The organism is Orrella sp. 11846 (assembly GCF_048820935.1).
In the GTDB taxonomy this organism is placed as follows: Bacteria; Pseudomonadota; Gammaproteobacteria; order Burkholderiales; family Burkholderiaceae_B; genus Algicoccus.
In genome coordinates this window covers 120,324-146,429 of the sequence record NZ_JBMERD010000007.1, presented here as the reverse complement: position 1 = coordinate 146,429, position 26,106 = coordinate 120,324, and the positions used below count along the sequence as shown (strand labels likewise).

The 26,106-nt window shown below is 49.3% G+C and carries 22 protein-coding genes and 1 pseudogene; 14 read left to right on the top strand and 9 right to left on the bottom strand.

Going from position 1 to position 26,106, the window contains the following annotated elements; genetic code table 11:
- Window positions 1-101: 101 nt before the first annotated feature.
- The 3 genes from argS (at window position 102) to ACOI06_RS07865 (ending at window position 3,059) form a co-directional block, all read left to right on the top strand.
- Window positions 102-1,790 (top strand): arginine--tRNA ligase, encoded by a 1,689-nt coding sequence (gene argS, locus ACOI06_RS07875; protein WP_420661975.1) that lies wholly within the window; start codon window positions 102-104, stop codon window positions 1,788-1,790.
- Between the two features lie 12 nt (window positions 1,791-1,802).
- Window positions 1,803-2,402 carry an SPOR domain-containing protein gene (locus ACOI06_RS07870; protein WP_420661974.1) on the top strand — a complete coding sequence of 200 codons (600 nt, stop codon included), beginning with the start codon at window positions 1,803-1,805 and terminating at the stop codon, window positions 2,400-2,402.
- A gap of 108 nt (window positions 2,403-2,510) precedes the next feature.
- A complete protein-coding gene (locus tag ACOI06_RS07865; protein ID WP_420662009.1) occupies window positions 2,511-3,059 on the top strand; it encodes a thiol:disulfide interchange protein DsbA/DsbL in 549 nt (182 codons plus the stop codon).
- A gap of 180 nt (window positions 3,060-3,239) precedes the next feature.
- Here ACOI06_RS07865 and metC read toward each other — a convergent pair whose 3' ends face one another.
- A complete protein-coding gene (gene metC / locus ACOI06_RS07860; RefSeq protein WP_420661973.1) occupies window positions 3,240-4,430 on the bottom strand; it encodes a cystathionine beta-lyase in 1,191 nt (396 codons plus the stop codon).
- The gene (locus ACOI06_RS07855; RefSeq protein ID WP_420661972.1) at window positions 4,427-5,485 is read right to left on the bottom strand and encodes an MBL fold metallo-hydrolase; all 1,059 of its coding nucleotides are present in this window, start codon (window positions 5,483-5,485) and stop codon (window positions 4,427-4,429) included. Before ACOI06_RS07855 ends, metC begins: the two co-directional genes overlap by 4 nt.
- Before the next feature lie 337 nt (window positions 5,486-5,822).
- Here ACOI06_RS07855 and ACOI06_RS07850 point away from each other — a divergent pair, with 337 nt between their 5' ends.
- The 5 genes and pseudogenes from ACOI06_RS07850 to ACOI06_RS07830 all read left to right on the top strand — a co-directional run bounded on the left by ACOI06_RS07850 (window position 5,823) and on the right by ACOI06_RS07830 (window position 11,000).
- Window positions 5,823-6,284, top strand: a complete 462-nt coding sequence (locus ACOI06_RS07850) for a DUF494 family protein (RefSeq protein WP_420661971.1) — start codon at window positions 5,823-5,825, stop codon at window positions 6,282-6,284.
- A gap of 212 nt (window positions 6,285-6,496) precedes the next feature.
- Entirely contained in the window at window positions 6,497-9,097 is a 2,601-nt protein-coding gene (locus ACOI06_RS07845) for a DNA topoisomerase III (protein WP_420661970.1), read from the top strand.
- 114 nt (window positions 9,098-9,211) lie between these two features.
- On the top strand, window positions 9,212-10,039 hold the full coding sequence (gene panB / locus ACOI06_RS07840) for a 3-methyl-2-oxobutanoate hydroxymethyltransferase (protein ID WP_420661969.1): 828 nt from the start codon (window positions 9,212-9,214) through the stop codon (window positions 10,037-10,039).
- Window positions 10,032-10,529, top strand: a pseudogene (locus tag ACOI06_RS07835) (SET domain-containing protein); the annotation flags it as partial. The gene panB and the pseudogene ACOI06_RS07835, both read left to right, overlap by 8 nt.
- A 48-nt stretch (window positions 10,530-10,577) precedes the next feature.
- Complete coding sequence (locus tag ACOI06_RS07830) at window positions 10,578-11,000, top strand: SET domain-containing protein (protein WP_420662008.1); 423 nt, start codon at window positions 10,578-10,580, stop codon at window positions 10,998-11,000.
- 48 nt (window positions 11,001-11,048) lie between these two features.
- Here ACOI06_RS07830 and ACOI06_RS07825 read toward each other — a convergent pair whose 3' ends face one another.
- Window positions 11,049-11,540, bottom strand: a complete 492-nt coding sequence (locus ACOI06_RS07825) for a hypothetical protein (protein WP_420661968.1) — start codon at window positions 11,538-11,540, stop codon at window positions 11,049-11,051.
- A 163-nt stretch (window positions 11,541-11,703) separates the two neighbouring features.
- Between ACOI06_RS07825 and ACOI06_RS07820 the strand changes: the two genes are divergently transcribed.
- Window positions 11,704-12,522, top strand: a complete 819-nt coding sequence (locus tag ACOI06_RS07820) for a ferritin-like domain-containing protein (RefSeq protein ID WP_420661967.1) — start codon at window positions 11,704-11,706, stop codon at window positions 12,520-12,522.
- A 27-nt stretch (window positions 12,523-12,549) separates the two neighbouring features.
- Here ACOI06_RS07820 and leuA read toward each other — a convergent pair whose 3' ends face one another.
- The 4 genes from leuA to ACOI06_RS07800 form a co-directional block, all read right to left on the bottom strand.
- Window positions 12,550-14,262 (bottom strand): 2-isopropylmalate synthase, encoded by a 1,713-nt coding sequence (gene leuA, locus ACOI06_RS07815; RefSeq protein WP_420661966.1) that lies wholly within the window; start codon window positions 14,260-14,262, stop codon window positions 12,550-12,552.
- Window positions 14,263-14,664: 402 nt separating this feature from the next.
- On the bottom strand, window positions 14,665-15,330 hold the full coding sequence (locus ACOI06_RS07810; protein ID WP_420661965.1) for a hypothetical protein: 666 nt from the start codon (window positions 15,328-15,330) through the stop codon (window positions 14,665-14,667).
- An 87-nt stretch (window positions 15,331-15,417) separates the two neighbouring features.
- Window positions 15,418-16,047, bottom strand: a complete 630-nt coding sequence (locus ACOI06_RS07805; RefSeq protein WP_420661964.1) for a hypothetical protein — start codon at window positions 16,045-16,047, stop codon at window positions 15,418-15,420.
- Window positions 16,048-16,106: 59 nt separating this feature from the next.
- Window positions 16,107-17,723: a peptide chain release factor 3 gene (locus tag ACOI06_RS07800; RefSeq protein WP_420661963.1), complete on the bottom strand. Its 1,617-nt coding sequence runs from the start codon at window positions 17,721-17,723 to the stop codon at window positions 16,107-16,109.
- Window positions 17,724-18,152: 429 nt separating this feature from the next.
- On the opposite strand from ACOI06_RS07800, the gene ACOI06_RS07795 reads away from it, so the two are divergent.
- The 4 genes from ACOI06_RS07795 (at window position 18,153) to ACOI06_RS07780 (ending at window position 24,154) form a co-directional block, all read left to right on the top strand.
- Window positions 18,153-21,398, top strand: a complete 3,246-nt coding sequence (locus ACOI06_RS07795; protein ID WP_420661962.1) for an EAL domain-containing protein — start codon at window positions 18,153-18,155, stop codon at window positions 21,396-21,398.
- 86 nt (window positions 21,399-21,484) lie between these two features.
- Window positions 21,485-22,342, top strand: a complete 858-nt coding sequence (locus ACOI06_RS07790) for a sulfurtransferase (RefSeq protein ID WP_420661961.1) — start codon at window positions 21,485-21,487, stop codon at window positions 22,340-22,342.
- A gap of 28 nt (window positions 22,343-22,370) precedes the next feature.
- Window positions 22,371-23,165, top strand: a complete 795-nt coding sequence (gene hutG, locus ACOI06_RS07785; RefSeq protein ID WP_420661960.1) for an N-formylglutamate deformylase — start codon at window positions 22,371-22,373, stop codon at window positions 23,163-23,165.
- Between the two features lie 11 nt (window positions 23,166-23,176).
- Window positions 23,177-24,154 (top strand): NAD(P)-dependent oxidoreductase, encoded by a 978-nt coding sequence (locus tag ACOI06_RS07780; RefSeq protein ID WP_420661959.1) that lies wholly within the window; start codon window positions 23,177-23,179, stop codon window positions 24,152-24,154.
- A gap of 10 nt (window positions 24,155-24,164) precedes the next feature.
- Here ACOI06_RS07780 and ACOI06_RS07775 read toward each other — a convergent pair whose 3' ends face one another.
- On the bottom strand, window positions 24,165-24,473 hold the full coding sequence (locus tag ACOI06_RS07775) for an ATPase with chaperone activity (RefSeq protein ID WP_420661958.1): 309 nt from the start codon (window positions 24,471-24,473) through the stop codon (window positions 24,165-24,167).
- A 176-nt stretch (window positions 24,474-24,649) separates the two neighbouring features.
- On the opposite strand from ACOI06_RS07775, the gene ACOI06_RS07770 reads away from it, so the two are divergent.
- Complete coding sequence (locus ACOI06_RS07770) at window positions 24,650-25,621, top strand: NAD(P)H-dependent flavin oxidoreductase (RefSeq protein WP_420661956.1); 972 nt, start codon at window positions 24,650-24,652, stop codon at window positions 25,619-25,621.
- 64 nt (window positions 25,622-25,685) lie between these two features.
- Here ACOI06_RS07770 and ACOI06_RS07765 read toward each other — a convergent pair whose 3' ends face one another.
- Window positions 25,686-26,024, bottom strand: coding sequence for a hypothetical protein (locus tag ACOI06_RS07765; RefSeq protein ID WP_420661955.1), 339 nt, complete (start codon window positions 26,022-26,024; stop codon window positions 25,686-25,688).
- Window positions 26,025-26,106 lie beyond the last annotated feature (82 nt).

The window sequence follows — 26,106 nt, the reverse complement described above, 5'->3', positions numbered from 1 at the left end:
CTTAAACAAGATTGATGTCTTGACGACGTGATTGCAGTCTGCGGCTTGCAGATAGGTATATCACGTTATTATTTGAAACTTTACTACTAGATGGTCTGACTATGCTCCCCGAGCAGGCACATATTCTCAAACAACGATTAACAGAGATCGTCCAAACGCTAACTGGCCAGGACGTACCTCAAGTGACGCTTGAGCGCCCCAAAGTGGCTGCGCACGGCGATGTCGCAACCAATATTGCATTACAAACGGCTAAAAAAGCTGGTAAAAATCCCCGAGAACTGGCCCAAAGCATTGTGGATCAGATTCTGGCTGATGAGCAGACGTCGGCAATTATTGCCAGTGCAGAGATTGCAGGTCCGGGTTTTATCAACTTCCGTTTGAGCCCTCAGGCGGTTACGGCTGTTTTGGATCTGATCGAAACGCAGGGGCAACGCTATGGCTATAAAGCACCAGGCGCTGGCAAGGTTTTAGTCGAGTTTGTATCAGCCAACCCGACGGGGCCATTGCACGTTGGGCATGCGCGACAAGCGGCGTTAGGTGATGCGTTGTGTCGTTTGTTTGAAGCCGGCGGTTACGATGTCAGCCGCGAGTTCTATTACAACGATGCAGGCAATCAGATCGATAACCTGGCTTTGAGTGTGCAAGCGCGCCTCAAGGGTCTGACACCCGACAGTGATGATTACCCGCAAGATGGGTATCGGGGTGATTACATTGTTGAAATTGCGAATGATTATTCCGCTGGTAAAACCGTCCAAGCGAGTGACGGGATTGCTGTGACAGGCTCAGGTGATGCGGATGATCTGGAAGCCATTCGTCGTTTTGCGGTGACTTATCTTCGCCACGAACAAGATTTGGATCTCAAAGCATTTGGACTTGCTTTTGATCGGTATTACCTAGAAAGCTCTTTGTATGAAGATGGGCGTGTTCAGGCTGTGGTGGATCGTCTGACGGCCAATGGCCATACTTTCGAAGAAGATGGCGCACTCTGGCTTCGCACCACAGAGCTGGGTACGGGTGACGACAAAGATCGTGTGATGCGTAAAACCGAAGGTGGTTATACATATTTTGTGCCTGATGTGGCGTATCACGTGACGAAATGGGAACGTGGTTTTGAGAAGGCGATCAATATTCAGGGTAGTGACCATCATGGCACCGTAGCCCGTGTGCGTGCAGGCCTTCAAGGCTTAGACATGGGCATCCCTGCGACTTATCCGGATTATGTGTTGCATAAGATGGTGAAGGTTGTACGCGATGGTCAAGAAGTCAAAATCTCTAAACGCGCCGGTAGTTATGTCACTTTGAGAGATTTGATTGATTGGGTGGGTCGGGATGCGGTTCGCTTTTTCTTGATCCAACGCCGTGCAGATACAGAATTTGTCTTTGATGTGGATCTGGCCAGATCGCAAACAGAAGAAAACCCGGTTTACTATGTGCAATATGCGCATGCGCGGATTTGTTCGGTGTTGGTGCAGGCAGATGAAACCATCCGTCAACAGCTGAATCAGGCTGATGCAGGATTGTTAACGGCACCCTCAGAGCAAGTGCTGCTTAAGCGTCTTGCCGAGTTCTCTGATGTGATTGAGCAGGCGATGCAGGATTTAGCGCCTCATTTGATTGCATTCTGGCTTAGAGATTGTGCATCAGACTTTCATGCTTGGTACAACGCAGAACGTTTGCGGGTTGACGACCCAGCACTGCAAGCAGCACGTCTGAGACTCGCGGATGCAACGCGTCAGGTGCTGGCCAATGGTCTGGCACTACTTGGGGTCGATGCACCCGAACGTATGTAATGTCTTGGTTATATGGCAACTAGAAAAAAGAAATCCGACCGTCGAGGCAGTACCTTTTACGGTATTTTGATTGGTCTGTTATTGGGGTTGAGCGCGGCAGCGGCTGTGGCCTATTTTGTGATGTCATCACCCATGCCTTTCGTGGATAAAGCCACTCGAGAGCCAGCAAGCACTCGCGTTGATCGCGTGAGCCCCGTGGATCCCAATCGTGGCTTGAATGCAGCGTCTCGACCTACAGCGCCTGTACAAGAGCCTAAAAAAGATGAATTAGCGGCTTTGATATCAACATTACCGGTGGATGCGGATAAACCGGCGCCGCCCTTGCCTAAGCCACCCGTGGTGAAACCTGAACCAGAAAAAAGCGCACCAAGTGCTCAAGACAAACATGTGTATTTTCTGCAGGTGGGCGCATTCCGAGTTGTGGAGGATGCAGAAACATTGCAAGCGCGGATGATCATGATGGGCTTACCGGTTCAGATCCAACGGGCTGATGTTAATGGTGTTTTGTTAAATCGTGTGCGTGTGGGTCCATTTTCAAAGTTAGATGATATGAACAAAGTGCGCGCACGGTTGTCACAAGAAAAGATCGAATCGAACGTGATTCGACAATAAGTAACGAAGACTGCGGCATTTGCCGTGTTTTGACAGATTGAAAGGAGTGCAATCTTGAAGTTTTTAACAAAAATATTGGCAACGGTGACGTTGGGTCTGATCGGAACGATGGCAAGTGCCCAGCAAACGTATGTCAACGTCAACCCGCCTCAGCCAACGGATCCCGATAAAATCGAAGTGTTGGAGTTCTTCTCCTACGGATGTCCACACTGTGCTGTTTTGGATCCAATGGTGACGGAATGGCGTAAAACTTTATCCAGTGATGTCAGTTTTCAGCATGTGCCAGTGGCATTCAATGCGGGAATGAAGCCAGCACAGCAGCTGTATTTTGCGCTCGAAGCGATTGGTCGTGACGATCTGCACGCCAAAGTGTTTGAGGCTATCCATCAACAAGGCAAACGTTTGTTCAAAGAAGAAGATATTGTGGCTTGGGTCGAGAATCAGGGTGTCGATAAAGCTCAGTTTCAGGCAGCCATGAAATCTTTTGGTGTGGACTCGAAGATGAAACGTGCTGATCAGCTCGTTGAAGGTTACGGAATTCGCGGAACACCTTCGATTGCGGTGGGTGGTCGTTTTTTAACGTCACCCGCTGAGGCAGGTGGTTATCAGGAAACGATTGACGTTGCCAATGAGCTCCTGAAAATGGTGCCGCGCTAACCGTTTGCTAATTTCCCATTGTATTGGGATGCATAAAAAATAAAAACCGATATAAAAAACCGATCTGATGACTTTGATAATCAAGTCAAAAGATCGGTTTTTTTACGTTTGCGTTTATGTTTGCATTTGCGCGTTTATGTGCTTATGCTGACTGCCTGAGATCTAGACTGATGCTCGGAGTCATTTGGTTTCGATCGCGTCGAGTGCCTGCGTGAGATCTTCAATCAGATCAGTCACATCTTCAAGACCGATGTGCAATCGCACCAGTGCTTTGCCCTGCTCTGTCCAGTAGCTGTGGGCTTCTAAGACCGTTGGACTCACCCACTGAACGAGACTTTCATAACCACCCCAAGAGAACCCAATCCCAAACAACTCCAAGGCATCTACGAATCGTTTAGCCGCTTCAGGTGAGCAATTCAAAGAAATGCTGATCAAACCATTGGTGCCATGACAATCACGCTGCCACAGCTCGTAACCGGGGTCTTTGTGCCATGCTGGGTAGTAGATGCGGCTGACCATGGGGTGTTGATCCAGAAACTCGCACACGGTTTGGGTGTTACGAGTATGTTGTTCCAAACGAACCGCCATAGTTTTAAGGCCACGCAAGGTTAGCCAGACATCATCGGCACTCACACTGTTGCCAAGGGCATATTGCGTTGCGTGAATTTGTTCTGCTAGATCTTCCCGATTGGTCACCACTGCACCGAGCATGACATCGGAGTGACCGTTTAGATATTTCGTGCCAGCGATGACAGAAATATCAGCACCCAGATTCAAGGGTTGATACAGAAGCCCAGCGCCCCAAGTGTTGTCTGTGGCAAGGACCAGATCGTGTGCTTTCGCGAACTTTGAAAGTGCTGGCATATCCAGCATTTCCATCAGCAAAGAACCTGGAGACTCGACATAAAGCAAACGGGTGTTGGGTTTGACGAGTTTCTCCAGATTGTCTTGTTTGCTAAAAAAACTTACCTCGATACCCAGTTTTTTCAGCAAAGTGTCATGTAAAACGCGAACTGGGCCATAAATGTTGTCACTGACTAAAACGTGATCACCGGTTTTGAGCACGCTCATAAAGGCCAGGTGAATGGAAGCTAAGCCAGAGCTGTTTATGACGCAGTAAGTCCCACCTTCAAGCGCATTAATGGCATCTTCTAGCGCACGATGCGTATCCAGTCCACTGATGCCGTAGGTCGTGACCCGTTCACCCCGGGCGCGTTTTTCTTGCAACGCATCCAGAATGTCCAGGTTTTTAAAACGCAGGGTGCTGGTGCGCACACTTGGTAAATTGACTGGCGCTGTGCCAGTCGCTTCATCAAATGGTGCGCTACCTATACGGAGTAATTGGGTATGAAGGTGGTGTTTTGATTTCATAGGGTCTTAAATCGATAAATGTTGTCATCACCCAAACGACGCTCTAACTTGCCATCTAAGTACAATGCATTGAGGTGGGCGATGGCTTCACCCATGGCGAAAGTCGTCTGGTGCGTGTCGAGTTTGCGTCTAAACATAATAGGCAGCAAATCAAAAGCTGAAAGCGGTGTTACACAGGCCTCCAGTACTTCATCAAAGCGTTCCTGATGGTGGGTGTGTTGCTGACCAATGCGTACATGGAGTCCTTTAAAAGGTCTGCCGTGTGAAGGTAATACCAGAACATCTTCGGGTACATGACCGTAGTTTGCCAGAGAGTCCAGATAAAGCTTAAGGGGATTGCCTTCGGGCTCAGAGTTTTGAACGCTGACGTTGGTTGAAATACGTGGCAACACCATGTCGCCGGAGATGAGCACTTTGTGGTGTGGGCTAAAAAATGACATGTGTTCGGGTGAGTGGCCGTATCCAACGATGGCTTGCCAGTCGTGATCGCCAATCCGAATCTGGTCATGATGCATGACGCGCACAAAACTGTCTGGAATGCGGGGTACGAGTCCTGTGTAGTAGTTAGACCGTGCACGAACGCCATCGAGCGTTTCTTCGTTTTGTAGACCATGTTTCGCAAAATGCTGCGCAGCGGCCTCACCCCCATTGGAAGAGCCTTTTTCAGCGGTGGTCCAATGACGACCGGTGATGTAATCGGTCATGCTCATCCACATCGGTGCATCCCAACGTTCGCACAACCAATGAGCCAAACCAACGTGGTCTGGGTGGACGTGGGTGACAATGACGCGCAGGACTGGCAATCCGCCTAGAACATTGTCAAAGACTTTTTCCCAAAGTTCTTTAACCTCATCGCGGGTGACACCACAGTCAACAACTGTCCAGCCTTCGCGGCCATCGATTTTGTCACGCAATAGCCAGAGATTGATGTGATCGAGCGCAAAAGGTAATGGCATCTGAATCCAATGGACGCCAGGTGCGACTTCAATGCTGTAGCCAGGTTCTGGTTTTTTCTCATCAAATGGATAGGTCAATTCACGTTCAAGCGGATTCATAATGTTCGTCTAGCTCCATTGTCATAATGATTTGTTGTGGATTTCATCATATACGAGCGCGACGGTCGGTGCGTGCAAGGAGTTTGTTTTCTGATGAAGAAGCAATGTCTGGTATTTTAAATAGACCAAAGTAACAACTTTGGAGGACAAATTGACTCTCTATCGTTATGGGCTGACAGGGTGGTTCTTCGTCTTTAGGCTTGTGTGGAGTATCAATGCAGTATGATGCCTGTAATTAGAGGCTGGTGAAGTCTTGTAGTTACAGACATAGAACATAGAAAACAGTGTTCCCCAGAGTTTTTCTGGTTTTAGCAAGTTCTTCAGACAGGGAGGCTAGATGTTTGAGGTTCTGGTTTACCTTTACCACAACTACTACACGCCGCAGGCTTGCCCTGCCGCGGACGTTTTGGCTCGCCGGTTGGCCGCCGCAGGCTTTGAGCATGACGATATTGATGATGCCTTGAGTTGGTTGATGGGCTTGGCGCAATCGACAGAAACGTTTGGTGAATTCCCACTGACAGAGCTGTCGAATGGTCAGCGTTTTTATACGGATGAAGAGCAGCAGCGGTTGGGTGTGGAGGCCATCGGGCTTATTATGTTCCTCGAAGAAGGTCAGGCTTTGTCCGCACCCTTACGGGAGATATTGATTGAGCGAGCCATGGCCAGTCAAGAATCGCCTGTGAGTCTTGAGACCATGAAAATCATTGCACTGTTAGTACTCTGGAGTCAGGAAATTGAAGTCGATCATCTAATCATGGAAGAACTTATTCTGGGAGAGGGTGATCGGCAGACGCATTGATGTTTTTACGCACTGATTAAGCAAAGACATTGCGGTTGCGCAATTGATGTGCGCATAAGACACTGTTGAAACTTGTTGGATTGCAATCAGACGCGCAGGATTCGTTTCTGTCTCGTGTTCAATACCAAACAGAAGTACGATTTATCTTGCAAGCCCTTGTGTTGTAAACGTAATATTCTCCGCTGAAGCAATTTAGCGAAGTCAGGATTTGAATGACCAAAGCACTTATCATTGCTGAAAAGCCATCCGTGGCTCTTGATATCTCCCGCGCATTGGGTGGGTTTACCCGTGAGGGCGATTACTTTGAAAGCGACCAGTATGTCCTCGCATCCAGTATTGGACATCTGCTGAGTCTGATCGCGCCTAATGATCCGGTTCGAGGCAAGTGGACTTTTACCCATTTGCCGGTGATTCCGGAGCAGTTTGGATTAAATCCCTCGGATAAAAAATCGACCGAACGCTTGAAGCTGTTGGTCAAACTCATCAAACGTAAAGATGTCGATCGACTCATCAACGCATGTGACGCGGGACGTGAAGGTGAGCTGATTTTCCGATACATTCAACAATACGCGAATGTAAAAAAACCCGTCTCAAGATTGTGGCTGCAATCGATGACGCGCGATGCGATTCGTGAAGCCTTTGACAATCTCAGACCAGACGAAATGCTCAAACCGTTAGAGCAGGCAGCGCGCTCTAGAGCCGAAGCAGACTGGCTTGTGGGGATTAATGGCACACGGGCAATGACGGCCTTTAATAGTAAGGATGGCGGTTTCTTCAAGACCCCGGTGGGTCGCGTGCAAACACCCACGTTGTATATCGTGAGTGAGCGTGAGAACCGTATTCGTGAGTTTGTGCCGCGCGATTATTGGGAGATTCATGCCACGTTTGGTGCCCAGGCAGGTCAGTACGCGGCCAAATGGTTTGATCCTGAGTTTAAAAAAGATCCTCAGGATGCAGAAAAGCGTGACATTCGTCTCTGGGATGCTGCTGCGGCACAAGCTATTGTTCAGGCTTGCCAAGATCAACCAGGTGTTGTCACGGAACAATCAAAGCCGAGTAGTCAGGCATCTCCCCTGCTGTTTGATTTGACGTCTTTACAGCGTGAAGCCAACAGCCGTTTTGGGTTCTCCGCTAAAACCACCCTGTCGCTTGCGCAAACTCTGTATGAGCGTCACAAGGCCTTGACCTATCCACGTACCGACTCTCGCTATTTGCCAGAAGATTATTTGCCGACTGTTAAAAATGCGTTTTCTGCAATTGCGCAATCTGAGGGGTTGGTGACAAAGAATCTAGCCGTGTTTGCCAGTCAGGCACTTGAACAAGATTGGGTGCGTAAAAACCGCCGAGTGTTCGATAACAAAAAAGTGTCGGATCACTTTGCGATTATCCCCACCACACAAATTCCGAAGGATTTGAGTGATGCCGAATTTAAGTTGTATGACCTTGTGGTCAAGCGCTTCCTAGCGATCTTTTTCCCAGCTGCGCAATTCAAAGTCACGACCCGCATTACTGATGTGTTGAATCACAAGTTCCGCACTGAAGGTAAGGTGCTGACATCACCCGGTTGGTTGGCGATTTATGGACGTGATGCACAGGGTGACGATGAAACGCTTGTGCCGGTGACTGAAGGCGAGACGGTGCAAACTGATGAGATTGAGACAGTCGATCTGGCCACCAAACCACCACCACGGTATACGGAAGCCACTTTACTATCTGCCATGGAAGGCGCTGGCAAGCTGATTGATGATGAAGAGCTGCGTGAAGCCATGGTGGAGCGCGGATTGGGTACACCTGCAACGCGCGCTGCCATTATTGAAGGTTTGCTCAATGAGGCTTACCTACGCCGAGAAGGCAGAGAGCTGGTGCCCACTGCCAAAGCCCGTCAATTGATGACCTTGTTGCAAGGTTTGGACGTGAAAGAACTCACATCCCCTGAATTGACAGGCGGTTGGGAGCATAAACTCAAACAAATTGAGCAAGGACAGCTTGACCGTCAAACGTTTATGCAAGAAATTGCCACGATGACACAAAACATCGTGCGTCGAGCCAAAGAGTTTGAGCGCGATACGGTGCCTGGTGATTATGTGACTCTGAAGACACCTTGCCCTAAGTGTGGTGCTGTCGTTAAAGAAAACTACCGTCGTTATGCATGCACGCAGTGTGATTTCTCAGTGGGTAAACACCCGGGTGGTCGCACGTTTGAGCCGTCTGAAGTGGAATCACTCATTCAAACGCGCGAACTCGGTCCCTTGCAAGGCTTTGTCAGCAAAATGGGACGCCCGTTTGCGGCCATTCTGAAGCTGGATGATGAGCACAAACTGATCTTTGACTTTGGGCAGAAGGACGACGAGGACAACGAGCCTGTCGACTTCTCAGGACGCACTGCGCTAGGAAATTGTCCGAAATGCCAGCATAAGGTTTATGAACATGGCATGAGCTATGTGTGTGAGAAAGCGGTCGGACCCGACAAAACGTGTGACTTCCGTTCAGGTAAGGTGATTCTGCAGCAGGAAATTGATCCGAGCCAGATGACCAAACTACTTGAAACAGGCAAAACAGACTTGTTTGAAGGGTTTATCTCGAGCCGAACCAATCGCAAGTTCAAGGCGTTTTTGGTGCTGGATGCGAAAGGCAAGGTTGGTTTTGAGTTTGAAGCGAAAAAACCAACGGCTAAAAAGGCAGCCAAAAAAGCGGCGAAGAAAGTCGCAAAGAAAGCAACAAAAACTGCAGCAGCTAAAACCACGGCTGTTAAGAAAACGGCTAAGAAAGCTGCCAAGAAAGCGGCTAAAAAAGCAGCGAAAAAGACTGTTTAGAGGATTACGATCTAGACCCAGACGCTTAAAAAGTTTAGAGAAACACCCGCGATAGATCCGTTCAGCGGGTTTGATGTTTAAAGTTCTATTTATTTAATTCAGCAGGAAACGCCCGTGAGTGTTCATACAACAATCAGACGAATCACCGTACCGCAATTGCGTTCTTTTAAAGGACACCGAAAAATTGCGGCGCTAACCGCCTATAGCAGTGTGATGGCGTCATTGATGGACGAGTATCTCGATTTTATTTTGATCGGCGATTCGACAGCGATGGTCGCTTATGGCCAACCTAACACGCTGGCCTTCACAGTCGAGCAAGTGGCAGCGCATACCGCAGCAGTCGTGCGTGCCACACAGCGCGTATGTGTCATTGCAGACATGCCCTTTGCAAGCTATCACGAATCACCTGAGCAAGCCTTTCGCAATGCGGCATATCTGCTTGCCCAAGGTGGTGCAGATGCAGTCAAGCTAGAAGGTGGGTCTGTGATGGCACCGACGATCGAATTTCTTGTGCAGCGCGGTATTCCCGTTTTAGCGCACGTTGGCTTGATGCCACAGCATGTCAATACCATGGGTGGCTATAAAGCACAGGGTCTTGATGAAGAAACAGCACGCATTGTTATGCAAGATGCCAAAGCGGTTGAAGCCGCGGGTGCGTTTGGTGTCGTGCTCGAAGGCGTTGCCCACACGGTGGGTACGGATGTAACCCAAGCGGTGTCAATTCCAACCATTGGGATTGGGGCTTCCGCTTCATGCGATGGTCAGATTCTGGTGACTGAAGACATGCTGGGTATGAATGGAACCCGTGTGCCTCGATTTGTGAAGCGCTACACTGATCTAGATGCACAGATTAAGCGCTCTGTGGAACGCTACGCAGATGAAGTGCGGACCGGTGTCTTTCCAGACATGAGTCATTGCTTTGGCGTAAAACGCGATGCCTGAGCTCGAAGGCCAGACTCGATCTGATCCGGTCTGGCATCGTGTCAAAAAATCCAGCCTCCATGGTCGGGGTGTGTTTGCGCGCAGAAAGATTCCCGCAGGGACACGAATTTTCGAGTATGAAGGCAAACGCATTACCAACGAAGAAGCTGATGCCCTAGAGTCGGCTGATCCAGACAATCCCTATCACACCTTCTTTTTTATGATCAGCGCCGGCATGATCATTGATGGCAATCAGGGCGGTAATGATGCGCGCTGGATCAACCATTCATGTGCGCCCAACTGTGAAACCGAAGAAGATGAAAACGGTGAGCGTGTCTTTGTGTTGGCCATGCGTGATATTGAGCGGGGCGAAGAGCTCACCTTTGACTATGGTTTGGTTATTGATGAGCCACTGACGGTTGAACTCAAAGCGCAATACGCTTGTTTATGTGGAGCACCCAATTGCCGCGGCACGATGCTGGCACTGCCCCCTGCCAAGAAAACACCCGCAGAACCGATTTGGCATCGAGTTAAAAAATCCAGTTTGCACGGCCAGGGTGTGTTTGCACGTAAGAAGATTCCTGCCGGAACACAAATCCTAGAGTACGAAGGCAAACGCATTACCAATGAAGAGGCCGATGAGCTGGAATCAGCTGATCCGGACAATCCGTACCACACCTTCTTTTTTATGATCAGCGCGGGCATGATCATTGACGGTAATCAAGATGGCAATGATGCGCGCTGGATCAACCATTCATGCGAACCGAACTGTGAAACTGAAGAAGACGAAAACGGTGAGCGCGTCTTTGTGTTGGCCATGCGCGATATTGCGCGGGGCGAAGAATTAACTTTTGATTATGGCCTGGTCATCGAAGGTCGCAAGACCGCAAAGCTCAAAGCGCAATACGCTTGTTTTTGTGGAGCACCGAGTTGCCGTGGCACGATGCTGGCGTTAACTCGTCGGTCCAAGAAAACATCTTAAACTTGGTCTTTAACAATCACTAAATTCCTCTGCATCAACACACCACCATCAGACCAGAATCCACCAGGCCAGTGCCAGACTGAGTAAGGTGCTTAATGTCATTACAGTGCGCAATTGCAATAAGCCGCTAATCCGAGCTTGTCCAAGACTCATCAGCACATCAAAAAACCATTGCAGCGCCAAAACCGTCATCAGAATGATCAGATTGAGATCTGCCTGTAGGATCGGAATCGCTGCAAATGCCGCAAACAACACAAACACCACATTGACGAAGACGATCAAGCCGCGGTGTTTGGCGGATGGTGAGAGGATGGCAATGGCCCAACCTGTTGCAGCAAAAAAACCGATCAGAATCGCACTGTAAATGTTGAGTGAGAACAACGCCATGACAGGTGTCAGGACTGTTTCAAAGAGAACTGAAAGGGTGAGTAGCCAAGAGGGCAAGATCAACAAAACACCGGCCAGAATTGCCGTTTTAGGGATTGAAGGGGTTGAGGCAGAAACGGGACTTGTGTTCATGAGTTTGGGATTTGTATCCATGGGTTTTGGCTGGATGGTTTATACATGGCCTGAATCGCATAGAATCGGCACTTAGGCTGTCCAGTGACAGCAGCATTATGAACCTATCAGTATAAGACGATTGCTTCAGAACAGCAGTCGACAGGATGTTTAAACCATGTCGCAGCGCGAATCGAGCTCTAAAATGAGTCCTACAACTATTCAAACCGAGACGACGGGTTTGTCTGAACTCCGTGCCCTTGCATTACAAGCGTTGTTACAGTCGGATGTGGATCGCAAGTGTGAGTTGGTTGTTGCAATTGCGGATGATCTGCAGGTGAATCCGGTGGTTTTATATGTGCCCGGTGCGACCTTACCCGGTCGACCAGACTTGCCAGTTTTAGTGTCACCCAGAGAAGTACCGTCCCGAGGTGTTCACACGCTGGAAGGGCGCGTCATTCTGTTGCACGCCATTGCACATATCGAGTTCAATGCGATTAATCTTGCGTTAGACATTATCTGGCGTTTTGATGGTTTGCCTGAACAGTTTTACCGTGACTGGTTGCAAGTCGCCAAAGAAGAAGTAAAGCATTTTTTGCTTTTACGCACTTACTTGCGAGACTTGGGATTCGAGTACGGTGATTTTGCAGCTCACAATGGTTTGTGGGAGATGGCGATAAAAACCCAATCAGATTTGCTAGCGCGCCTGGCATTGGTGCCCCGTGTGTTGGAGGCGCGTGGGCTGGATGTGTCACCGGCAATCCGCGAGCGTTTGATCCAAGCAGGCGATACACGTGGTGCGCAGATCCTCGATGTCATTCTGGAAGATGAGATCGGTCACGTCCGGTTTGGTAATGACTGGTACGACTGGGTTTGCCGGCAGCAAGGATTAGATCCGGTGGAAACGGACAGACGTCTGGAGATTCAGTACCAGGCTCCCAAACAGCGAGGTCCGTTTAATCTGGAAGCTCGCCGTGCCGCCGGCTTTACACAAACCGACTTGGCACGGTTACTTGAGCAATAGCCTGAGTTGCAGGCTATTTAAGCGTCATTAGGCGGTGGCAGTGCTCTCAGTCGTCAATGCTTCGGGGACACCATGCTCATCGATGTAGCGGTTCAAGGCGCATAAGACGGCCTTAAATGAAGCAGTGACGATGTCGACGTCTACACCGACACCAAAGCCAGGCAAGTTGTCACCGATCTTCACTTCCACATAGCAAGCGGCGCGGCTGTCTGTGCCTGTACCAATGGCGTGCTCGTGATAGTCCGCGATGCGGATGGGCAAGTTCAAGCTATTCACAAACGCTGAAATAGCGCCATCGCCGGCACCGATCAGGGCTTTTTGTTCACCGTTGACGGTAAATTCGTTTTCAATGACGAACTGCTGACCAGCTGGTGCACTAGGGTCACCGGTAATGCGGTGTTTGATCAATGCCCAAGGTGTGTTGCGCTCAAGATATTCTTCAGAAAAGATCCGATAAACATCGTTGGCCGTGACTTCTTGACCTGTTTCGTCAGTGACGCGCTGGATGGCACGGCTGAATTCAATTTGCAAGCGTCTTGGCAAGACCAACCCGTGCTCGCTTTCGAGTAAGTACGAAACACCACCCTTGCCTGACTGACTGTTCACGCGAATGACGGCATCATACGTGCGTCCCAAGTCAGCGGGGTCAATGGGCAGATAAGGGACTTCCCAAACGCCATTGGGATCTTGTTGGGCCAACCCTTTCTTAATGGCATCTTGGTGTGAGCCAGAGAAAGCGGTAAAGACCAGGTCGCCCGCGTATGGGTGACGTGGGTGCACGGGCAACTGGTTGCAGTATTCAGCGCACTGACGGATTTCATCAATGTCAGAGAAATCCAAACCGGGATGAATCCCTTGAGTGTAGAGGTTCAATGCGAGAGTAACGAGGTCAACGTTACCGGTTCGCTCACCACTGCCAAACAAGCAACCTTCAACACGGTCCGCACCGGCCATGACAGCAAATTCGGCAGCAGCAACCGCGGTGCCGCGGTCGTTGTGAGGGTGTACGCTCAAGACAATCGAATCACGCTGATCGAGGTTGTTGTGCATGTATTCAATCTGATCAGCGTACAAGTTTGGCGTTGTTGCTTCGACGGTTGCTGGCAGGTTAAAGACAATCTTTTTCTCGGGCGTGGGTTTCCACAGGGCTGTGACCGCATTACAGACTTCCAATGCAAATTCAGGCTCTGTCGTGCTAAAGACTTCCGGTGAATACTCGTAATACCAATCGGTCTCAGGGTGTTTGGCCATCTCATCCATGACCCATTGTGTGCCATCGAGTGCGATTTGTTTGATCTCGGCTTGTGACATGTTGAACACAATCTTGCGAAATGCGGGGGCACAGGCGTTGTACAGGTGAATCATAGCCTGACGCGCACCAGCAGCAGCCTCAACCGTTTTTTCGATCAGCTCAGGGCGAGACTGTGTCAAAACGATAATCATGACGTCGTCCGGAATCCGATCTTCGTCAATCAGTTTACGTACAAAATCAAAGTCCGTTTGTGATGCGGATGGAAAGCCAACCTCAATTTCTTTAAATCCGATTTTGACGAGCATTTCAAAAAAGCGCAGTTTGCGTTCCACGCTCATGGGCTCGATCAGTGACTGGTTGCCATCGCGCAAGTCTGTACTCATCCAGATCGGAGCTTGTGTAATGCGCTTGGACGGCCAGGTGCGTTCAGAGAAGTCACGTTCAAATGGACGGAATGGGATGTATTTTTGAGAAGGATTGGCGTGCATTTTGAGTCCTCTTTACCCAAAGGTTGTTGGGTCAAATTCCTACGGTCTTTTTACTTAGAAAATATAGATTGTGTCGGCTTGGACACGCAAACTAGAAAGTTTGGGGTGGCACTGTGGGCTGCCGGACTGCCACGGGGCACTAGGCCCGGCAACCGATCGCTAGTAGTAGAGATAGAGAGGTAGATTGGCCTGCAGAGGAGGCGTTGAACGAAATCACTCCGATCGCGCCGAACTGAGCGGCACAATCTGACACCAACGACCCAATTGGGGTCGAAAAAGTGCGAGTTGAAGGCGTGATATTCGTATCCATGCCTAAAGCTGAACACATCTAAAATAAAAAATCAAGCGTTTTCTCTTGCTGATACATCATTTTTAAGCAGAAAAGCCTGGTTTTTGTTGAAATCACAACACAGGTTCAATTTTTTCGGATGTTTCAGGTTTCTTGTCTGCAATGATAACGGGCTCAGGTTCGGGCGCGATCGGTGCGGCAGCGACGCGAGTTTCGAGCTTAGGATCAGCTGGACGAACTGGTGTTTCAGACAAGGCATCTTGGATTGCTTTTTTCTGTGCCTGTACCATGGCCAGCTTACGAATTCTGCCTGAACGGATTTCGTTGCGCGTTGAGAGCAAGTCACCGACAGTGACGGGCTCTAGCGTCGCATCCCAGACCCATTGCAGCACCTGAACACTTTCAGGTGACAGTGTGGCGGTTAGTTTTTGAACTTCACCGACAGGAACGAGTTTGCGTCTTAAGCGTCGGCTGCTCAGAATGAACCAGCTGCGGACAATTGAGAACACAATTAAAGAAACAATGACGACCACACCCCACCAAACGTACGGATTGATACGGGTGAGAATTTTAACGACCTCAGGTCCTAAAGACTCAAGACCTTCGTAAGTGATTTGACCACCCAAAACCAGGATGGTCTGGCAGATCCAGAGCCAGATCAGAAAAACAATGGCCAACACAATGGCGCGCCACAACCAGCCGGTTGTTCTGAGTTTCAACAGAACAGCATTTAAGGCACGAATATCCTGACGTTGATTTTTTGCAGATGAAGTTTGCATAAGTTTTTTTATCTCGTGTGTCTGATAGAACGTTTGCATATTGCACACACACTATCAGGCTAATCATTTATACGTTAGGAGAGAATATTAAGCACCGTATGTGTGGTTTGGATCGTTCGATGGGCACAAACGGTGTTTTCCCCAGGCGTTGTTGGGTCCGCAGTATTGTTTTTGCGCCCTGTCGATACATCCTGGGCGACTGAAAAACCCCACATTGTCGCAAGCACTCACTGCGGCTTCTAAAGCTTGTTGCCATGAACCGTCACCCGTCCCAGAATGGGTGTTTTGATTGGACGTCTCATCGGACTGATCAGATTGTTCTTGAGTGATATCAACGGTACCGACATCGCCTTCACCAGTGGCTAATCCAAAGCCAGCATCGGCGAGTACATCCCCAATCGTGAAGATGCGTGAGCCGATTGCTAGAGACACCATGGGGTCCAGATTGCCGTCATAAAGGGAAATGTGACGAATTTCCCAATCGGGTTGAGGATGCAAGACGGGCATGCCTAGCGTGCCGTCAGAAAGAGGCTGAGGGGACAAGCCATTGCGGGAACGACCTTGTGCATCGATCAATGAGGCCGCATCGTCTGTGTGTGCAATTTCTTCTGGAAATACAGGGGCGGCGTTCACGAGCCATTGACCCAAGCCTGCGCCTGCAGCAGCTGCGGCACCCATGCAGATCACTATGAAAATAATTAAGAATCGCCAGGACATGTCAATGCATCGTGAATAGTTTGGTCCGGTCTGCCCGAATAAGAAGGCGCAGATCCTATTTAGTTGAATACCTTACCACTGTGCTCACGCATCGTGTGAAAGGACACATCAGGATGTCTCTCCTGTACAACCCTTAATTGCGCCTGTGAACTCGCTAGAAAAGCGGGTGCATCGACCACATCGTACGCGATATTAGCTGCGTTTTGCTCCACGAACTTGCGTAGCGTTGCAGAATCTTTGGCGCTGACCCAGCGCGCTAGATTGTAACGTGATGGGATCATTTGGGCATCGACACCGTATTCTGTTTTAAGACGATGTGCCACAACTTCGAACTGGAGAACACCGACAGCGCCCAGTAATAGGGCACCTCCAGCCGCTTGCGGACGAAAGACTTGGATAGCACCCTCCTCACCGAGTTGGGTCAAACCCATACGCAATTGTTTGCTTTTGAGTGGATCGCGGACTTCAACTGCCTGAAACAACTCCGGCGCAAAAAATGGTAATCCGGTGAACTGAAGGGATTCGCCTTCAGTGAGTACATCACCCAAATGCAGTACGCCATGGTTTGGAATCCCAATAATGTCGCCAGCAACCGCATCTTCAACGAGATCGCGACGTTGGGATAAGAAAGAAACCACGTTGTTGGGGCGAATCTCTTTGCCTGTACGACTGATGCGTAGTTTCATGCCACGGCTGAAACGTCCGGAGCTTACGCGTACAAAGGCAACGCGGTCTCGGTGGGCTGGATCCATATTGGCTTGGACTTTGAAAACCATGCCAGTGAATTTGGGTTCATCGGGTTCAACGGTGCGCTCTAAGGCGTCGCGTGCACCCGGTGGTGGAGCCAGCTCGACCAGAGTGTCTAATACATCTTGAATGCCAAAGCTATGAATTGCAGATCCAAACAGAATGGGGGTTTGCTGTGCGCTCAGAAACGCCTGCCGATCTAGATCGGGTGTGGCGGCTTGAATGAGCTCGATTTCTTCATGGGCTTGTGGCCAAGTGTCGGGGAATTTCTCGAGCAGCTCGGGATTGTCGATGCCTTCAATAAAGTGACCTGTACTCGCATCCACATCACGCCGGCTCTGTATCGTTTCAAAGAGGCGCAAGCGGTTTTTGCGGGTATTAAATACACCCGCAAAGTTTTTACCCATACCCACTGGCCAATTTAAGGGGATAGCTTCCATCTGGAGTTGCTCTTCGATTTCAGCGATGAGATCCAGTGGTTGCTGACTCTCTCGGTCCAGCTTGTTGATAAAAGTGATGACGGGAGTCTTACGGGCTGCACAAACTTCGAGCAGGCGACGTGTCTGAGGTTCAATCCCGTTAGCCGCATCAATAACCATCAGTGCGGCATCCACCGCTGTCAGAACGCGATAGGTGTCTTCAGAGAAGTCTTGGTGCCCTGGTGTGTCTAATAGGTTGATGACACAGTTCTGATACTCGACTTGCATGACCGAGGAAGCGACTGAAATACCGCGTTGTTTTTCAATTTCCATCCAGTCAGAGGCGGCGTGACGCTCGGCTTTACGCGACTTGACGCTCCCGGCAATCTGAATAGCACCCGCAAAAAGCAGGATTTTTTCGGTGATTGTGGTCTTACCCGCGTCTGGGTGAGAAATAATGGCAAACGTGCGTCTGCGGCTGACTTCCTTGGCAATTGAATGGGACGACATGTCGAGCTGAATCCTGACCCGAGGTAGGTGGGTTTCCGGTGTGAAATGAGTGAAAGGTGTCTTGATAGGTGCTGTTAGATTGCAACGTTATCAAGTGCACATAAAACATCTTGCGTTTGAAGCGCCAAGCCGACTTTTTAATCAGTCACTTGGTTTGTTGGCGAATTCTACCATTGCTTAACCTAACTCGCGCTGGTCACAGATGATCGAGGCTTGCAATCATTCTAAATCTGGGTCAATTTTTTTATGTGCTTTATTGTACAAACGATTAAACTAGGTAAGAAAACTGGGTCGCATAAAGAACCCAGAAAAAACCTCTGAGGATTATTAAACGTTTTGTTACGACTACGTACCATTAGCCGATCTGCGGCATTTTGGATAGCGGTTCTGTTGCTGGCTCTTTTAGGAATTGCTGTTTTTTCAGAGCAGATGTTCCAAACTACACTGGGTCAGCATTACTTGCCTATTCATGCAGGACTTGAGATTTTGTCGATCTCAATGGGAGCTGCTGTCTTTGGCATTATCTGGAGTCTTCGAACAACCTTAAAAGATGCCCGCTTGAAGATCTTGGGCGTTGTCGCCTTAGGTGTCGCTGTTCTTGATTTCCTGCACATGTTCTCGTACCCGGGCATGCCGCGCATGTTCACCTCGAGCAATACAGAAAAAGCGATTGTTTTTTGGTTGCAAGCTCGATTATTGCTAGCCGTTGGCTTATTGCTGATGGCTTGGTTGCCGATGAGCTGGCAAGACAACCTAGAAAAACACGACTTACGCATAATTTCTCGCATCACCATTTGGACGGTGGGTTTGATCGTGTTTGTTACTGCGTTAGTGACCTTTCGTTATTTGGAATGGTTGCCTCGCACCTATTTACCAGACACCGGCCTAACCCCTTTTAAGATCTGGTTTGATGTGGTTTTGGTGGTGTTGTTCGTTGTTGCTGCACTGAGTTTTTATTTGCGCGGCTCAATGTGGTCACAGAAAATCAGAGACAACCTCATCAGTGCAGCGTTTGTTTTTGCGGTTGGTGAGGTATTTTTTACGATCTATGGGGATGTCACAGATCTCTATAACTTGTTCGGTCATATTTGTAAGATCATCGGGTTTTATTATCTGTACCGCGCAGTTTTTGTGCAATTGATTCAGTATCCTTATGATGCCCTGAAGGTAGCTCGAGCCAATCTGGAAGCTACGCTTGAGACGCTGCCGGATCGTTTAATTGAAGTGACACCTCAAGGGCATTTAGTTGCAATCCATGTGGGTTTGGTAGGTCAGATTTATCCGCAATTGAAATGGTTTCCGGGTGCTTATATTTACGACTTTTTGCCTAGACCTGCTTGTGATGCACTCATGGCGGCCATTGACCGAATCAGTGATCAAAATCCGATTGCTAATACACGTGTGATATTGGCTGATGAGCGTAGAGAAAGATTTTATGATTTGTCGGTCTCTAAAAAAGTCGTCGAAGGTGCGGGACATACTTTTCTCGTTCTGATTCGCGATGTGACACAAAAGGTCTTTCACGAGAAAAAACTGGAATATGACGTTGGCACCAACTTGATGCTGCTAAATCTAGAAGAAAAAACGCATGGTCTGGATGAAACGCATTATGCCCGTACGGCTTTGGAAGACATTTCTAGACTCATGGAGAGTCCGCAGGTTTGTCTGATTTATTCTATTGCCGATGCAGAAAAAGAGCCCCAAGTCGTTTGTTTAAACGAGTTCGAGGATCAGTCCTTGATGACTCGATTATGGGCGTGGTCTGAGCAGAATCGATCTCGAGTGTTGTGTAATGATGTTGCGAGTGGCGAGTTTCAGGGTTTGCCTGTTGATGAAGTGACGTTTCAACGCTTGTTGACGTCGTCTGTTTATGAAGATAACCAGACACGGCTGACGATTGTTGTGGCGAATAAGGCTCAATCTTATGGTGTGCTGGATGCCGATGCATTGGATCGAATTGCAGAGACGCTGTGGCGCGGAATCAAGCAACGTCGCCAAGAGGTATTGATTGGCACCTTGTCACAAGCACTGGGTCAGAGTCCCTACCCTGTTATCATCACGAACACAGAGTTGGCCATTGAGTATGTCAATGATGCGTTTGTGGCATTGAGTGGTTACACACCCTCAGAAATTCTGGGTCGAACCCCACGGGTTTTGAAATCAGGTCAAACGCCCAAAACCGTTTACGAAGAGATGTGGGGCAAGCTCAATCATGGTCAGACGTGGCATGGTGAGCTGACGAATCGGCGTAAAGACGGACAAATCTATACCGAACAATCAACGATCTATCCTGTCCGAAATCAGCAGAATGAAATCACACACTATGTTGCGCATAAAGAAGACATCACGTTAGAGCGACAGACGCAGGCACGTATTCACCAGCTTTCTAACTATGACCAATTGACGGGCTTAGTGAACCGAGATGTGTTTGAAGGCATGCTGACACAGTTGTTGTCACGGACATCTCAGGGAAATTGGCCCCTGACTGTGTTGTGGCTGGATATTGATAACTTTAAAAATGTGAATGACTCTTTGGGTCATGATGCTGGCAACCTGCTGTTGATTGAAATCTCCAACCGTTTACGCCATGCGGCCGGAACGCAAACCACAGTGGCTCGGGTGTCTGGTAATGGTTTTGTGGTGCTGTTGACGCGTAGCGATCAGCAAGCCACTGCGTTACTCGCGCATCGACTGTTAGATATTGTTCAGGAGCCGACAACGCTGATGGGCCGGCGAGTGGTGGTGAGTGCTTCGATCGGTATTTCACAATTCCCTGGTGATGCAGAAACGGCGAGTGGATTGTTGTTGAATGCAGAAACCGCCATGTATCGGGTTAAGAATGAAGGTCGCAATAATATGCGCTTTTTCTCACCCGATATGCAAGCAGATTCGGTGCGTGCGCTCGAACTCGCTAGCGCACTTAAGCAAGTCAAGATGGATGAAGAGTTCCATCTGGTTTATCAACCTCAATTGTCGTTGAAAGATAATCGACTTGTGGGTGCGGAGGCTTTATTGCGCTGGACGCATCCACAGTGGGGGGCCATCTCGCCAGCTGAATTTATTCCGATTGCAGAACAAAGTGGACGTATTCTTGAGATTAGTAACTGGGTTTTGCGCAGTGTGGCGCATCAACTGGCTGCTTGGCAAGCGCAGGGGCTACCGAAACTGAAGGTGGCCGTCAACATGTCAGCCTTACAGTTCCTTCAAGACAACTTATCGTCTCACATCATTGAAATCGTGAACGAAAGCGGGATTCAAACCTCACAGATTGAAATCGAGCTGACTGAGTCCGTTGCATTGGGTGATCCGACGGGCGCTGGTGAACGGATTGATGAGTTACGTAAAGCCGGATTTACGGTTGCCATTGATGACTTTGGAACGGGTTACTCCTCCATGAGCTATCTGAAACGTTTTGCTGTCGATAAGCTCAAAATTGATCAGTCATTTATTGATGAGTTGGCGTCTAATCCAGATGACCAAGCCATCGTGCTGGGCATTATTCAAATGGCGCACACGCTTGGCATGAAGACGATTGCCGAAGGCGTTGAAACTGCGGATCAACTAGAAATACTCAGAGCGAAAGGGTGTGATGCGATCCAGGGCTACCATTACAGTCGACCGTTGGATGTTCAGGCGATGGAAGCCTTTTTATGCGATGAGAATCATTCAGCCTGAAGTCGTGCTGAATCTGTGGAAATGACTGCATGCAAGAGGTTTCATGCAGTACGCTTTGTTTTGTACCGAAACATATTGAGATCACTATGACCTATACCAAACTGATAACTGTTTCAGAGCTGAAATCCCTGCTGGCTGATCAGAACGGCGATGTCTTACTACTGGACAGCAGCCACGACCTTCACGATGCGCAAGCCGGGCGACGTGCCTATCAGGAAGGGCATATACCGAATGCCTATTTCATCTCCATGGATTCGGATATGAGTGGCGTGGCGACCGGTCAAAACGGTCGTCACCCCTTACCAACCCGAGAGGCTGTGGTGGAGCTCATGCAAAACTTGGGCGCGCATGATGACACTCAGATTGTGATTTGTGATCGTAGCTTTGGGTCCCACGCATCACGTGTCTGGTGGACGTTACGTTGGTTAGGTCACACTGATGTTGCCGTGCTTGATGGTGGTGTTCAGGCTTGGGAGGCAGCGGGTGGTGAGTTGACGCAAGTGGTGCCTGAACTGGGACATGCTGGTAATTTTAGCGATCGCCCTTCTCAAGTCACAGAAGTGCTCTTTGATGACGTGCTGGCGAATATAGAATCGGCACAAAAACTCGTCGTGGATGCGCGTTCTGAGTCACGTTTCCGTGGTGAGAATGAAACGGTGGATCCTGTTGGCGGTCACATCCCAGGCGCGATTTGTCGTTACTACCATCACAACTTACAAGCCGATGGAACCTATAAGCCGGCTGATGTTCTAGCGAAAGAGTTTACCGAGTTGTTTGGTGGGCGACGGGCTGAAGATTTGATTATGCAGTGTGGGTCTGGTGTATCGGCTTGCCACAACTTATTGGCGCTTGAAGTGGCCGGGTTTGGCACGGCGCCCCTTTATATTGGTTCTTGGAGTGAGTGGTGTTCGCGTGCGAATGCCCCGATTGCCACAGGTGATTGAACATTTACAACGTCAGAGAGAATAATTCATGTCCACACCCTATCAGTTTACGCAAGGCCGAATTCCTTTATTGATTTCGATCCCGCACATGGGTCAGGAGATTCCTGAGGCTTTGCAGGCCAGAATGACCCAGGCGGGTTTGCAAATTCCAGATACCGATTGGCATATGGATCGTCTCTATACGTTCGCCAATGAAATGGGTGCGAGTGTGTTGCAAGCCACTTACTCCCGTTATGTGGTGGATTTAAACCGATCCCCAACCGATGAGCACCTATATCCTGGACAAACTAAAACAGGTTTGTGCCCAGAGCACACATTTCGAGGGGATGCTATTTATCAGGCAGGCGACAGCGTCAGTGATGAAGAAAAAGCGCAACGTGTGACGCAATACTGGCAGCCTTATCACCAGAAACTGCAAGAAACACTTGAACAGTTGCGTTCAGAACATGGTCAGGTTCTGTTGTGGGACGCACACTCGATTGCGAGTGTTTTACCTAGACTATTTCCAGGTAAGTTGCCGGATCTGAACATTGGCACATCCGGTGGTGCATCGTGTGATCAAGCCTTACTGAATGCGGTTGAAGCTTCATTGGTTGGCTGTCCGTTTGAGTGGGTTTCGAATGGCCGTTTTAAAGGCGGCTACATCACCCGTCAGTATGGCAATCCAGCGCAAGGGATTCACACTATTCAGCTTGAAATGTGTCAGAGCCTGTATATGAATGAAAGCCATCCGTTTGAGTACCGAGACGATCTGGCGCAACAGGTGGCACCCACTGTGCGTCAGATGGTTCAAGCAGCCTATGGTGCTTTAGAAACTTTGTAAGGGGTTTATCCATGCGTGCACGTGTCTTGTTGACCAATCCAATTCATCCTGAACATCAGGCCAATCTGGCTAAACACGTTGAGGTTGTACTGGCGGACGATGTTTCGCCGCAAACTTTGCGCAAGGCTGCAGCAGACTGTGATGCCATGATTGTGCGTACACATTTGCCCGAGGATGTGTTTGAGGATGCGCCACGCATGAAGTATGTGGTGCGACACGGTGTGGGCGTGGATATGATCCCAGTTGATCGGGCGACAGAGCTGGGCATTGTTGTGGCGAACCTGCCAGGCGCCAACACGGCAGCTGTGACCGAGTATGCGTTAGCTGCGATTTTTCAGGTGAACCGCCCGATTGTTGCGTATGACCAAGCGTTGCGAGCGCAAAGCTGGGATGTGGCCAAATCACTCTCCACCAAAAACAATGAGATTGCCGGTAGTGTGTGCGGCATTATTGGTGTGGGCGCAATTGGTCAAAGACTAGCCGGTATTCTGATGGCAATGGGTGTGACGGTGTTGGGGCATACACGCCGTCCTGAGACGCTTCCTGAAGGTGTTGAGGCGGTTAGCTTTGAAGAGTTGCTTAAACGCAGTGACACAATCGTCTTGGCTTGTCCATTAAATGATCAGACTTACCATCTGATCAATGCACAGGCGATTGCTGCCATGAAACCGGGTGTGACACTGATTAACGTTGCGCGTGGGGCTGTGATTGATCACACAGCCTTGGTGCCTGCGTTGCAGAGTGGACAGGTTGGTGCGGCGGTTTTGGATGTGCATGAACCTGCGATCCTGACGGGACAGGAAGCCATTCTGTCATGTCCAAATACTTTGCTGACAGCTCACCAAGCTGGGATTACAGCAACGACGCTGGAGCGACTGAGTCGGGAAGCGGTGAATTCGTTGCTGTCACTCATCAATGGTGAAAACCAAGCCAATGTGGTGAATCCTGCCGCTTGGGAAATGTTTCATGTGAAACATTCGAAGTCGTGATGGCAGGCTTTTAAAACGACGCATGCTGCAGCAACTCTTGAATTCGCAGACGAATCCATTCAATTTCATTTTCGGCTAAGTCGAGTGGGCTGGGTTTGACGTAAAGACCCCGATCGACACGTTCGAGCGCATCGGCTTGGGTGATTTGCAACTCAAACATTTTTTGTTGCGTCTGTTGCGCTAGTAACTGCGCAAAATCTTCACAAAGTTCGTAACGTGCCTGTAACCAAGGTCGTGTGGCCTGTAGCTTGCCTGTGATGGGATGCTTATGCAATTCAATAAAACTTGGTGAGACGTAAATTTGATTTTCTGAGTACATAGTCGCCTCAAAAGAATAAATGTCTATTCTGACGGACAAGGCCGTGTGCTGGCAAGTTTCTTGGTCTGAATTCAACCTAGTCAGCATTGGGCGCCAAACTGGTATTCTTAGTCAGATCGCATGACGTCACATGGATTTGTTTAGTTTCACTGTCCCCTATTTGAGAGAAAAACCCCATGCACAATAAGAAATTGCCTGCAGTCTTACAGAATTTGTCGGTTCCCGTGATTTCCGCGCCCATGTTCACTGTCAGTTACCCAGAGCTGGTTTTAGCACAGTGTAAAGCGGGGATTGTGGGCTCGTTCCCAGCGTTAAACGCTCGACCGGCGGAGTTGCTGGATGATTGGTTGAGCATGATGAACGAGACATTAGAGTCGTACAAAGCACAAAATCCTGAGGCAATTGTCGGTCCCTTGGCGGTTAACCAGATCGTACACAATACCAATGCCCGTTTAGAGCAAGACGTGGCCACCTGTGTGAAACATCGTGTGCCCATCTTTATTACATCATTGCGTGCACCTGTAAAAGAAATTATCGATGAGGTTCATTCCTACGGTGGAATTGTTCTACATGACGTCATTAATATGCGTCACGCTGCCAAAGCCCTTGAAGCGGGTGTGGATGGTCTGATTGTTGTGGCAGCTGGTGCGGGTGGACATGCGGGAACACAGTCCCCATTTGCACTGATTGGTGAATTGCGCCGGAACTTTGATGGCCCAGTGATACTGTCTGGTTCCATGACTTCGGGTGACCATGTGTTGGCTGCTCAGGTGATGGGCGCGGATCTGGCTTATATCGGCACACGATTCATTGCTTGCCAGGAAGCCAATGCGGATGAGGCTTATAAACGTGCGATTGTGAATGCGGGTGCCTCAGACATTATCTACACCAACTTCTTTACGGGTGTGCACGGTAACTACATTCGTGAAAGTATTGAAAAAGCCGGATTGGATCCAGATAACCTACCCATCCGTGAAAAAGGCAGCATGAAGATTTCGGAGGACTCCTCAAAAGCCAAGGCTTGGCGTGATGTTTGGGGCGCAGGTCAAGGCGTGGGTCAGATTGATGACATTCCCACGGTTGCTGAGTACGTTGAGCGCTTGAAGCAGGAGTATGCCGCCGCTAAACAGCGCGTGCAGACACTCTAATTGCATAGGCGATACGTTTACTGTCCTGAGTAATGGGGTGTTCACCGGGCTCAGGACGGTGCGTTTAATCAGCCTTAATTGTGCCGACTGAGTCCTGACAATCGACGCTGGCATCCAGTTGGCGTGCGTCGTCTGGATTTTGAGTGCTTTGAATGACGCGGCAGCCAGAGACGAGTTCGATGGCTTTGAGTTGTCGATTCAGTTGTGACGGATCGCTTTCGTTGTGGCGTGCACTGCCACCACCCCAGGCGCGCCATTGATCGGTTCCCGTGGAGACAACACTGATTGGTTTCCCATCGAGCGTGATGATGTGGCGATTAGGATCGGTGTCGTGATAGACGGGCGATGAGCAGCCGACCAAGACGCCACTGAGGATCAGTGTGTGAATAAGCAAAGGTTTCATAAGTCAGATTCTAAGTGCATTGGGCTGATTTTTCCACGGCTGTGTCGTAATCGCATTGCAAAATGCTAATCTTTCGTCAGAG